The organism is Granulicella rosea (assembly GCF_900188085.1).
GTDB lineage: Bacteria > Acidobacteriota > Terriglobia > Terriglobales > Acidobacteriaceae > Edaphobacter > Edaphobacter rosea.
Genome location: NZ_FZOU01000001.1, coordinates 567,303 through 578,849, shown reverse-complemented (window position 1 = coordinate 578,849; position 11,547 = coordinate 567,303). Strand labels below are relative to the sequence as shown.

Annotated in this window: 13 protein-coding genes; 4 read left to right on the top strand and 9 right to left on the bottom strand. The window is 64.5% G+C overall.

The annotated features are described in order from the left end of the window. Nucleotides 1–96: 96 nt before the first annotated feature. The 9 genes from CHB87_RS02675 to CHB87_RS02635 form a co-directional block, all read right to left on the bottom strand. Nucleotides 97–1,065, bottom strand: coding sequence for a hypothetical protein (locus CHB87_RS02675; RefSeq protein WP_245817778.1), 969 nt, complete (start codon nucleotides 1,063–1,065; stop codon nucleotides 97–99). Next, nucleotides 1,062–1,583 carry a hypothetical protein gene (locus CHB87_RS02670; RefSeq protein WP_245817777.1) on the bottom strand — a complete coding sequence of 174 codons (522 nt, stop codon included), beginning with the start codon at nucleotides 1,581–1,583 and terminating at the stop codon, nucleotides 1,062–1,064. Before CHB87_RS02670 ends, CHB87_RS02675 begins: the two co-directional genes overlap by 4 nt. Before the next feature lie 166 nt (nucleotides 1,584–1,749). Continuing rightward, nucleotides 1,750–2,163, bottom strand: coding sequence for a hypothetical protein (locus CHB87_RS02665; protein ID WP_142988178.1), 414 nt, complete (start codon nucleotides 2,161–2,163; stop codon nucleotides 1,750–1,752). Between the two features lie 12 nt (nucleotides 2,164–2,175). Next, nucleotides 2,176–2,793 carry a hypothetical protein gene (locus tag CHB87_RS02660; RefSeq protein ID WP_089406819.1) on the bottom strand — a complete coding sequence of 206 codons (618 nt, stop codon included), beginning with the start codon at nucleotides 2,791–2,793 and terminating at the stop codon, nucleotides 2,176–2,178. Nucleotides 2,794–2,886: 93 nt separating this feature from the next. Beyond that, a complete protein-coding gene (locus CHB87_RS02655) occupies nucleotides 2,887–3,858 on the bottom strand; it encodes a hypothetical protein (RefSeq protein WP_089406818.1) in 972 nt (323 codons plus the stop codon). Nucleotides 3,859–4,022: 164 nt separating this feature from the next. After that, complete coding sequence (locus tag CHB87_RS02650; RefSeq protein ID WP_142988177.1) at nucleotides 4,023–4,421, bottom strand: hypothetical protein; 399 nt, start codon at nucleotides 4,419–4,421, stop codon at nucleotides 4,023–4,025. Nucleotides 4,422–4,432: 11 nt separating this feature from the next. Further along, entirely contained in the window at nucleotides 4,433–4,825 is a 393-nt protein-coding gene (locus CHB87_RS02645) for a hypothetical protein (protein WP_142988176.1), read from the bottom strand. 241 nt (nucleotides 4,826–5,066) lie between these two features. Then, a complete protein-coding gene (locus CHB87_RS02640) occupies nucleotides 5,067–5,657 on the bottom strand; it encodes a hypothetical protein (protein WP_245817776.1) in 591 nt (196 codons plus the stop codon). A gap of 257 nt (nucleotides 5,658–5,914) precedes the next feature. Next, the gene (locus CHB87_RS02635; protein WP_089406815.1) at nucleotides 5,915–6,526 is read right to left on the bottom strand and encodes a sigma factor-like helix-turn-helix DNA-binding protein; all 612 of its coding nucleotides are present in this window, start codon (nucleotides 6,524–6,526) and stop codon (nucleotides 5,915–5,917) included. A gap of 708 nt (nucleotides 6,527–7,234) precedes the next feature. On the opposite strand from CHB87_RS02635, the gene CHB87_RS02630 reads away from it, so the two are divergent. The 4 genes from CHB87_RS02630 (at nucleotide 7,235) to CHB87_RS02615 (ending at nucleotide 11,486) form a co-directional block, all read left to right on the top strand. Beyond that, a complete protein-coding gene (locus tag CHB87_RS02630) occupies nucleotides 7,235–8,398 on the top strand; it encodes an alpha/beta hydrolase family protein (protein ID WP_089406814.1) in 1,164 nt (387 codons plus the stop codon). Nucleotides 8,399–8,599: 201 nt separating this feature from the next. Further along, nucleotides 8,600–9,049 carry an REP-associated tyrosine transposase gene (locus CHB87_RS02625; protein ID WP_089406813.1) on the top strand — a complete coding sequence of 150 codons (450 nt, stop codon included), beginning with the start codon at nucleotides 8,600–8,602 and terminating at the stop codon, nucleotides 9,047–9,049. A gap of 376 nt (nucleotides 9,050–9,425) precedes the next feature. After that, nucleotides 9,426–10,691, top strand: a complete 1,266-nt coding sequence (gene glyA / locus CHB87_RS02620) for a serine hydroxymethyltransferase (RefSeq protein ID WP_089406812.1) — start codon at nucleotides 9,426–9,428, stop codon at nucleotides 10,689–10,691. A 306-nt stretch (nucleotides 10,692–10,997) separates the two neighbouring features. Next, complete coding sequence (locus tag CHB87_RS02615; protein ID WP_176441545.1) at nucleotides 10,998–11,486, top strand: DUF4126 family protein; 489 nt, start codon at nucleotides 10,998–11,000, stop codon at nucleotides 11,484–11,486. Nucleotides 11,487–11,547 lie beyond the last annotated feature (61 nt).

Genomic DNA, 11,547 nt, shown 5'->3' with positions numbered 1-11,547 from the left:
GCGAAGGACCCCCGTATTGGCCTTTGCGGTTGCCTGTTCTCTGTTTGTCATTCCCGCAGGGAATCTGCTGTTGTCTTTTGCTCGTTGCGGCGCCCGCTAAACGGCTCGCAAAGCCGCCGCCAGATAGCTCCGAAAACAAACCACGCGCTCGCCATCGTTCGCGTCGACCACCGGCAGCGCGCGAAACGTCCCGGCCAGCCGGAGCTTCGCAAGTCCGCCCGCCAGCGCCTCGGTCTTCTCCGCAATCCCCGCCATGCTCTGCAGCCGCGGATAGTGGAAGATCACCCGGTCGCCCTCGGCGCCATCGAGCACGAACAGCGCGGACCACTCCTGAAAGAAGCCGCCTCCCTCGCGATCGCAGAAGGCCGCGACCGGAGAAACCTTCATGCCCGTGACTGGAATGCCCGCCGGCAAGGGCGCGCCCAGCGTCAGCACGCCGCCCGCAATCGCCGTCACGCGGCCCACATTCAGCGTCACGCGACGGATGTAGTTCGGATCGCTCGCAACTGCAACCGGACTGGTTACATACCCGCCGCTCACCCCGCTGCCCACGAAACCCACCTGCGCGACATAGTCCACATCGACCGCCACCACATCGCCTACGTTGAAGCTCGGCGCCGCCGTCGTGCCCACGTCGAGCGCGGTCGCGGTCGAATCCGTCGCCAGCGGCAAGGCCGTCGCGGCGACGCCGCCCGAACCGTTCGCAGCCGCGCCAGCAGCGGGTTTCAGCACGTTCATCTGCTGCACGCCCGCGGCCAGCGCCAACTGGAGCTTGCCCCAGCTCTCGAATTCAAGCGAGACCGTGGCCTCGACCTCGGTCCGCGCCTGGCCCGCCGCCATCGCCGGCGCGCCCGTGTTCAGCGCGGCGATATGTGTGCCCGATTTGCGCACAAATCCGCTGCACCAACCCAGATCCACCCACGGCGCCGGCGGCGCATCCACGTTGAACGAGGCAATATTGGCCGGGTCGAAGAGCGTCGGTGCGCTCCCAGCACGGTTTACCGGCGCGAAGTACGCCCTCACTCTGCGGCTTACCGGCGCCACACCTGCAATCGGGACGCTCATAGCTCACCCGCTTCCTGGTAGCTGTAGACCTCGACCGTCGCCACGCGCTCCAGCCGCTCGCCATGCGTCGCCACCGGCCCGAAGAGCGGATCGCTCCAGAAGACATTCGTGCCGCGAACCACGCCGGTTACAAATGAGAGCTTTGGCGCCGACTGGGGCTCGGTTTGCAGCGCAAACGCGAGTTCCGCATCCATCGCCGCCAGCGCCCGGCCCCGGTCCATGCCCGCGGCGCCGGTTGTGCCGTCCGTTCCGTAGCGGACCTCGCACGTCATCGCCGCCAGCGGCAGCGCGCCCGCCTCCACGCGCAGCGCCGTCCACCGCAGGCAGAAGACATCGGTCAGCGAGAGCCCGTCGACCGAAGCCGCCGGAAGTTCATTCTCCACCACCACCACGCCCGGCCGCGTGGCCCCTCGCACGACCACCGTACGGGCCGGATTGCCCGCCGCAATCCGGTCCCGCAACATCGCATAAAACGTATCCCGCGCATCCTGCACATGTCCTCCTTTTCCTTCGAGCACCACAAATGTCCGTCATCCTGAGCGGAGCGAAGGACCCCTGTATTTCGCTTGAACTGGCACGGTCGCGTGCGCAGATGACAAGAACAAGCAACAGCCAATACAGGGGTCCTTCACTGCGTTCAGGATGACAAGCTTGGTTGCTCGTCCGATCAACGTGAAACCGGAGCTACACCAGCAACGCCAGCGGATCGTGTAACTGAATCCGATACAAAATCACGCCCCCGAACATCTCCACCGCTGTACACGAATCCACCCGCAGCAGCGCCTCGCCCACCAGCACTCCGGCGGCGTTCTGGAACAGCACGCTCGCCGCCTCATACGCCAGCGAAGTCAGCAACGTCTCGACCGCCGTGGCCGAGACCAGCAGCTCATAGCCCGCGGCCTCGTTCTTCGCTCCGACCTTCGGACGCAGCCTGCGAAATGTAACCGGCACAAGCACAAAATCCTGAAACTGCGGCTGCGCCAGCCCCATCTGCTCGGCTGGGTCTCCCGCGATCGCGGGCGCGGGCATGCGCAGCGTCACTTTTTCGCCGCCGCAACCGCGCAGCAGCGCATCCGCCATCCGCTCCAGTGCATGCATGGTCGCCATCATTCAACCCAGCCTTTCGGCGATGAAGGGCCGCAGCAGCGCCTGCACCTGCGGATCGATCAGACTGCCGCTGAAGTACTGCATCTGCATCGTGTCCAGCTTGCTCGAACGCACGTTCAGCGCGGGCGTCGCCTGCGCATTCTTCACGATCTGCGCGCACGCCACCTTGACTGCAACCGGAACGGTTACAAATCCGGCGGTATAGGTCACCTCCACCTCGTTGTAGTCCAGCCCGAGGAAGTTCGCCGCGAAGGTGACCTCGCGCGGGCCGGTATTCAGGTCGACGCTCGCAAGATCGAGCGTGCTCCAGCTTCCCGGCAGGCCGAAGGCGAAGGCCACCTGCGCGAGCATCGGCTCATCGAGCGGCCCGTTCTCGCCGCGCCGCGGCCGCCCGTAGCGTACGCGTATGCCCACCAGCGCATTGCTGAACAGCGGCCCGTAGCTCAGCCGCACGGTCTGGCAGCCGGGCGTCAGCCGTATGCGCTCGACGTATTCGGTCGCCATCAGACTGCATCGGCGACAGTAGGCCTCGATCAACGCCGACGCGGTCGCGATCCAATCGTCCCCGGTCTCCGCACTCAGGCCGTAGGCCTGGTACTCGGCCGGTTGTAGATATCCCATTCGTTCCTCCTTTCCAGGTCGTTTACGTCTGGGCGCCCCACCCTTCGCAAAGGCGCGAAGGATGGGGCGCCCGAGCTGTCGTTTCAGTCCGAATTAGCGGTCGACCAGCACCTGGTAGTGCGCGTAGTTCGCGCCCTTCACGACCACGCCGCCGAACTTCACGACCACGTACTGCGAGGCCAGCGAGCCGGGTACGCCGAGCTGGAAGACACGCGGGTTCGGGTCGCTCAGCCAGTGGTACTCGATCAGGTCTTCGGTCACGATGTAGGCCGGCAGCACCGCGCTGCCCGAACCCGGCGTGCCGGTGTAGGGAAGCGTCCACTCCGGGATCAGCGGAATGTCGCCCGCCTGGGTCGAGAGCATCTTCACCGTGAAGCCGGAGGTGATCTCCTTCGTGCCCAGCACGACGTTGAACTCCGACTTCATCTCGCGGTCGATCAGGTCGAGCAGTACGGGGTTGGCGTAGATCGCCGTCGGGCGCACGCCGTAGCTGGAGTTCGAGACCATCTGCGCGATCGTGCTCTTCAGACCGTCGACGATCGACTGCGTGCTGCCGATGGTGACCGAGTTGCCGCCCGCGGCGATCTGGCCGGCCGCGCCAAAATACTGCGCGGTGGTGGGCGAGCTGAGGCTGGTGTCGGTGCCGTTCCACAGCGCGACGTCATGCGTGCGCAGGACGCCGTCGACCGTGTCGGTCAGATCCTTGGCCTGCAGATAGGCGAACTGGCTCTGCTGCTTGCCCAGCTCGATGTCGAACAGGTTGTAGTTGATCTGCGCGACCAGCGCCTTCAGCGGCACGCTGCGCTCCACGCGGGTGGGCGAGACCAGCGGCGCGACGATGTTGCGCGGGTCGACGAAGCCGGAGCTGGCCGCGGGCGAGGGAATCGACGTCTCCTCGAAGTAGCGCGACGGATGGCCGGTGGCCGGCACCTGCTTGATGCGCTGGCCGAAGAGTCCGCGACGGCGCACCAGGTCGGTGATCTCCGACTGGTAAAGCGGGACTTCGATAGCGCCAGGTCCGATGTAGTCCGCCGCTGCGTGTAGATCCGTAAACTTGATGTTCATTCTTTTCCTTTCCAATGAGAAAAGCCTCCCGCCGCGTCGGTGCGCGGGAGAGGCTTGTGTTGGGCTCTGTTCACAGCCTGGGTGACGTAGGCCGCCCGGAGTGCGTACGTCCCACCCTTCGCAAGTGCGCGAAGGATGGGGCGCCCGAGCTTTTGTCGCGGTCGCTAGCGGAGCAGGCCTGCGCGGAGCAGCTCCGCCTTGACGGCGATGCGCTGCTCGATGCTCAGGCTGATCAGCGCCCCGTCTACTTGAGACAGGGCCAGCGCGCCGGCCTCCAGGCCGCCGACGCTCTCGCCCGTCAGGCCCTGCTTGGCGAGCATCGACGCCACGCCCGCGGGCAGGGTCTTGCGCGCCGGCGCCACGGCGGTTGCGGCCTGCGCGCGCAGGCTGGCGATGGTCGCCTCCGCCTCGGCGAGCCGGCGCTCCAGCTCCGCCTCGCGCTCGTTCTCGATCGTCGCGACGATCGGCCCGATCGAAGCCGACGCGCTCAGCGTCTCGTGCAGCGCCTCCAGCCTTTCGATCGCGCCGGTCAGACGCTGCTCCATCTGTTCGTTGAGAATCATCTCGTTCTCCATTACTGGCCTCCCGTGGTCGTCGTGGCGGGCATGCTCTGCACGTTCAGAATCGCGACCACGGCCGAGACCAGGTTCGCGACGTAGTCGCTGCTTGCCGTGATGCCGGCCTTGGCCAGCAGCGCGCTCACCGTCTGCCCGACCAGCAGCAGCACCTCGGCCAGCTTCTGCTCGCCGGTGCCGTTCTGCACGCCGGCCGCGGCATACTTCTGCTCGACCAGCACAACCGCGGACTGAATCAGCGTGGTCGCGTCGATCGCCTCGGCCGCCACCGGCGCGGTCGCCGGAAAGACCAGCCCCACCAGCCGCTCCACCGGCACCGCGTACGTCAGGGCCCACTTCAGCCCCTTCACGAAGTCCTTGCCTACTGCCTCCAACACACTTACGAAACTCATCTTGTCTCCTGTCTGTTCAGCAACCAGGTGCGTCATCTCGACCGAAGCGTCGCGGCTGTACCGCGATGCGTAGCGGAGAGACCCCCGTATTTTGTCTTTCAACTTTGCCCAGAGCGGACACGCGCGAAGGCATACCCCAGGGGCTAAAGCCCCGATTTGCGGCGGCTCCGAACGCCAAGGCTGAAGCCTTGGCCTGCCTGAAAGCAAAAGCGAAATCCTCTGCTTCCAATACGTCCACCCGCTAGGCCACCGCACGCGCATGCCCCGCCGGACGCCTGAGCCGGAAGCTGGTCTCGCGGTAAGCCGCCTTCTCGCGCAGCAGGATCGCCGCGCCGGTAAAAGTCGCCCGCGTCAGCGTCCACACGCTGGCGCGCATGTCGGCGACGTGCGCGTCGGCCAGCTCGTAGCTCATCCCCATGGCCGTTTTGCCGCCCTTCAGCATGGCCGGCTCCATCTCCGGAAAGTCCCGTGCGAAGAGGTAGCCGGCCACCATCAGCTTCTTGTCGTCCAACTCGGCCGAGGTGATGATGCCGCACTTCTGCCTTGCATCGTGCCCGTCCCAGCCGGCCTTGTAGTCGACGGCCATGCCCAGCAGACTGGGCAGCGCCGCCTCCGCCGCCGCCCGGGTCAGCACCACCCGATGCCCGCGCGCGCCGCTCGGGGCCTTGTCGCTGGCGACGTCCACCAGCGTCAGGCAGCCCTCGAACGGCAGCCGGTTCGGATGCCCATGCACCTCGGGAAACTCTACGGCCATCGCGCGGAGCTGCACCCTGCGGGCCAACGCCCCGGCCGTCTCCCGGCCACAGGTCTCGCCCATCGCAGAAAGCTGCACGCCGATCCGCGACCCAGCCCGCCGCCCACACACCACTCCGGCACTCGTTCGATGAAGCCTGTCTTCCAATTCCATGTCACTCCTCGCCTTCGCCGTTTTCTGCCGCAAACAAAAACGGGAGCACCGGACCCGGTTAGAGGTCCAGCGCTCCCGTCTCATCTGCCTATTCAGAATAGCAGTCCGGCAAAGGTGGGAAGGTCATAAAAGTTTGACCCATAAGTGCAATCGAAACAGTGGTATACGTCGCCGGACCCAGGTCAGGCCCCTTGACAGGTTTTCAGCGGCTCGAGCATTTTGCGCTTCAGGAAGATACCCGTCAGCTCGTCCAGCGCCTCGGCGTACTTGCGCTGCACCGTCTTCAGGCTCAGCCCCATCCGTCCCGCCGTCTCGCCCTGCGTGTACTCCTGCAGGGCGATCCGCTTGATGAGCTCCTGCTGGGTCGGGTCCAGCTTCCGCAGGCAGTTGCCCACGTCGTGGACGAAGATCACGACATCCTCGAAGCTGTTCACCTTGTAGCTGGTCACGTGTCCGCGAAACAGCTCCCGGCCCAGCAGCGAGGGCACGCGCCCCGACTCCATGGACAGCTTCATATACCGCCGCAGCATCCCTTCGGTGTACTTGCGATAGAACGCAAGCTCCGGCTCAAGCGTCCGCAGTGGTTCGTGCATGGGCTTTGCCGCCGGCGGCATCGCGACGACGCGCGCCGGACCGATCCGGCGTGCGGCGACGGCGAGAGACCCAGGGCTAAAGTCCTTCGGCTCGGCTCCGAAGGGCTCCAGCTCCGTCACCGGAGGCAAGGGACGTTCGACCGAGGCGGTGGCCCACACCCGCGGCAGTACGGCAGGAAACAACACCAGCGCCGCGCTCATCGTGCACCGCCTGCACAGCACGCAACGCGGGCCGTCGTGGTGGCGCGGGCTGAGACGCGTGGACGGTAGGCGCGCAGCCGGCGGGGAGCGGGAAACTCCGCCAGACGTGCAGCGCATCCCCGGCAATAGACGCCGGCGACAACTCCGGTGCGGACCCACAGCGTTCCGCACCCCTCACATACCTTCAATTCCATACGTAGGTCATTCATCTTTTCGTTCTCCAGGGCATACTCTCCCCCGGCGAGCCTCGGTACTTTTCAGTGGTCGGAGGGGCTCGCTCAGGTTGCTATAAAAGTGCGTCCGATGGCTCGCCGCGGGATTGTGTGCCTCCCGTCGCCGGTTTTCGGTTGTACGCACCGCTCTGTCGTCACTACGGCTGTGTGTCGTGCCCATGTCCTGGGAGGGACCACCAGCCTGCTCACCCGCATCACGCCTGCTCGCTCTCCGGACCTTTAGGGGATATCTCCTCGCCCAAATCCCATCGTCCGGCGGCCTGGCGTCTGCCTTTGGAAAGTTTCAAGGTTATAACTGGCCCAAAAGTGGGAGTCAACGGCTTGTTTTCCGCAGCCTTGGCGCGCACCCAACCTGTTTATAATCTGCGAGTTATAAGCAAAATGGAGAACAGGGATGAGGTTTTCGCCTTATCTTCGCTTTCGCGCTCAGGTTGCAGCTTTTCTTCCATTTCACCACGCTTGGTAAACTGGGGGAATGTTCTCTAAGTTGTACGCACAATGGATGTTTGCATGGGAGACGGCGCTCACCACCCGCGACACCAATCGCATCGTACGCCCTTTGGAATGGGGCTTCGACTGGCTTCCACAGGACATTTCAGACAGCGTTGAGGGGCTTCCCGAATTGGAACGCATGACCGCGTTGAGCGCCTCCATCGCGGCCAATTCAGACCGGTTTTTCGGCTATACGACGCCCACGGACTTCCGCCTCGAGCATCGCCATCCGCAGCTCTTTCCGACCAACGTTCGCCCGGAGACCCTTGCGCAGGACGCCGAGCTGAAGCAGAAGGCCGACTCCGGCGAACTGGACAAGGCCGAGTTCCTCCGCTTCACCTCGCCCGTGCGCACGCCATACCCTGAAAACGACCAGGTCAACGCGCGCTGGTATCCGGCCCAGCAGAAGCCCGGCAGGCCGAAGCAGGCCATGATCGTCATGCCGCAGTGGAACGCCGACGCCTTCTCACACAACGCGCTCTGCGAGATCTACAACCGCTTCGGCATCTCCTGCCTGCGGCTCTCGAAGCCGTACCACGACATCCGCCGGCCGGCCGAGCTGGAGCGCTCGGACTACGCCTGCAGCTCGAACATCGGGCGCACCATGTCGAGCTGCCAGCAGGCAGTGGTCGACATCCGCAGCTGCCTCGACTGGCTCGAACAGCAGGGCTACGAGCAGTTCGGCGTCATGGGCACCTCGCTCGGATCGTGTTACGCCTTCATCGCCGCCGCGCACGACCCGCGCCTTCAGGTGGTCGCGTTCAACCACGCCAGCACCTGGTTCGGCGACGTCGTATGGACCGGCCAGAGCACGCGCCACATCCGCGCCGCGTTCGAGCAGGCCGGGCTGACCCAGCAGACGCTGCGCGAGGTCTACCGCGCCATCAGCCCCATGGCGTACATGGAGAAGTTCGCCGCCAACCGCCGCCACGCGCTCGTGATCCACGCGAAGTACGACCTCACGTTCATCGAGGAGTTCTCGCTCGATGTACTGAAGAACTTCAAGGCGCACGGGGTGAACTACGTCTCGAAGGTGCTGCCCTGCGGCCACTACACGACCGGCGAGACGCCGTACAAGTACATCGACGCGTGGTATCTGGGGACGTTCATCCGGAGTGCGTTCAAAAAGCTGGCTGTGGCGAAGTAGCGCCCGAAGCGTACCGCAGCGGCTGAAGCCGCAAGGCAAAGGCGGCTATTGCGGCACGGCTGAAGCCGTGCCCTTAAGCACGACATGGCTACTCATTTACTGAAGGGCGCTGTTTTGTTAAGGGCACGGCTTTAGCCGTGCCGTAAACGTCGCCATTGCTTTGCGGCTTTAGCCGCTGAGGTACGGTTTACACTCTTCGCCATGGCAATACCGTCACGCTCGGCTCAATCTGGAACTTACTTTGTGACGAGCGCCACGTACAACCGCCGTCGGCTTTTCCAAGTGCCTGCGAACGCTGAGATGCTGATCGAAACCTTGCAGAACTATCGCAAGGCTGGAAACTTCAAACTTCATGCTTTCGTGATCATGCCGGATCATATTCATCTCCTGCTAACCCCGACGGAGGTTGCCCTTGAGCGGGTGAGGGGGCTGATCAAGGGCGGGTTCTCTCACCGGATCGGTTCGAAGATGCCAGTTTGGCAGCGCGGGTTTACGGACCACCGCATTCGCGACGCGGAGGAGTTTGCGGTCAGGCGTGGTTATATTCACGCCAACCCCGTTCGTGCCCGGCTTGTCGAACGCGCGGAGATGTACGCGTACTCGTCTGCGTATCGGCCGGGAAGTGGCACAGAAGCGTACCGCAGCGGCTGAAGCCGCAATACATATGCGGCGCTTGCGGCACGGCTGAAGCCGTGCCCTTAAGCACGACACCGGAATCCTACAGCGACCAATCCTTCGAGCTATCCAGTTGCGGCAGGGTAAACATCGCCACCACGCACGGCGCCAGCACCATCCCGACAAATCCCATCGCAATCATCAGATCATGCATCGTAAGTTCCTCTTTTCGTGGGAGCTTTGTCCCACATCCAGAGTCGCTTTTCCGGGCTGCGATGGGCGCCCCCTGCTGGCGTCAGTCCGTTACGAACGTTGTGACCATTACGATCGTGCGCAATCTGCCGCATTCGTACTCTTGACCTTGCCTCAGGTTTTGGGCAGAAACCCTCGCCGGCTGGCATAAGATGGAGCTATGCCGATCGATCTGAATGCCACCCTCGCCGCCTCTGATCCAGCCATCGCCGCGCAAATCGACAACGAAGTCGCACGCCAGCACGAAGGTCTCGAGATGATCGCCTCCGAGAACTTCGTCAGCCGCGCCGTTCTCGAAGCCGCTGGAACCGTCTTCACCAACAAGTACGCCGAGGGCTATCCCGGCAAGCGCTACTACGGCGGATGCGAGTTTGCCGATGTCGTCGAAAACATCGCACGCGATCGCGCCAAGCAGATCTTCGGCGCCGATCACGCCAACGTGCAGCCGCACTCCGGCTCGCAGGCCAACGCCGCCGCCTTCATGACGCTGCTGACGCCGGGCGACACCATTCTGGGTCTGGACCTTGCGCATGGCGGCCACCTGACCCACGGACACAAGCTGAACTTCTCGGGCAAGCTCTACAAGGTCGCCGGCTACCAGGTCCGCAAGGACACCGAGGTCGTCGACTACGACGCGCTCGAGGAGCAGGCCGTGCGCGAGCAGCCGAAGATGATCATCGGCGGCGGCAGCGCCTATCCGCGGCAGTTCGACTTTCCCCGCATGCGCCAGATCGCCGATAAGGTAGGCGCGTACTTCCTGGTCGACATGGCGCACTTCGCCGGTCTGGTCGCGGGCGGTGCGCATCCTTCGCCGGTGCCGCACGCCCATGTCGTCACGACGACCACGCACAAGACGCTGCGCGGACCGCGCTCGGGCCTCATCCTCTGCCAGCAGCAGTTCGCGGCCGGCATCGACCGCTCGGTCTTCCCCGGACAGCAGGGCGGCCCGCTCATGCACATCGTCGCGGCCAAGGCCGTGGCCTTCGGCGAGGCGCTGCAGCCGGAATTCGCCACCTACGCCGCACAGGTGGTCGCGAACGCCAAGGTGCTGGCGGCGGAGCTGGCCGAGAAGGGCTTCCGCATCATCTCCGGCGGCACGGATACGCATGTCATCCTGGTCGACGTCTTCGTGCGCGGCATGCTGGGTTCCGAGGCCGAGCACGCGCTGGGCGAGGCCGGCATCACGGTCAACAAGAACGCCATCCCGTACGACACGAATCCGCCGCTGAAGCCCTCGGGCATCCGCATCGGCACACCGGCGCTGACCACGCGCGGCATGAAGGAGGCCGAGATGAAGCTCGTCGCCGGCTGGATCGTGCGCGCGCTCGACCACCGCAACGACGAGGCGGAGCTCAAGAAGATCCGCGCCGAGGTGCTGGAGCTGGCCGGGAAGTTCCCGCTCTACGAGTATCTCCACAAGGCATAAGGCTTTTGTTCAGGGCGTGGGGTTGCGAGTGCTATTCTGGCGGTCAGGTTTTCGAAGGCCGCTGTAGAAGCTGTCGTGATTAAGGGCACGGCTTCAGCCGTGCCGTAAGCACCGTCTTTGTATCGCGGCTTCAGCCGCTGAGGTACGCTTTACGCTGTCAAGGCGTACCTCAGCGGCTAAAGCCGTCTTGTTGTCCATCGAAGTGGCATGGCTGAAGCCATGCCCTTAACACGACAGACCGGCAAGACCTTTACCCGAGCCCGGTATGCATCTTTCACCACACGACCGTTTCTAAGAGGCAACACCATGGCGATGGCAATCCTGTCCTGGATGATCGGCATCCCGGTTCTCGGCGCGATGACCGGTCTGCGCTGCATGACGCCCATGGCGATGCTGTGCTGGTTCGCGTACCTGCACCGCCTGCCGATCCACTACTCCTGGGCGCTCTGGGTGGCGAATCCGATCACGGTCGGCGTCTTCACCGTCCTCGCGCTGGGCGAGCTGGTGGGCGACAAGCTGCCCCAGACGCCCAGCCGGCTGGATATCGGTCCGCTGGCCTCGCGCGTCATCTTCGGCGGCCTGGTCGGCGCCATCGCCGCGACGGCCCTGCGCGGCTCGGCGGTGGAGGGAATCGTGCTCGGCGCCATCGGCGCGCTGGGCGGCGCCTTCACCGGATACCACATCCGCGCGGGCATCAAGCACCACACCGCCTGCCAGGACCTGCCGATCGCCTTCGCCGAGGACATCGTCACGATCGGGCTTTCGTTTCTGGCGATCGGGATCGTGACGGGCTGAGACTGCTCGGGTGCCCCATCCTTCCTGGCTTTATCGGGAAGGGTGGGATGTTGGACGCTCA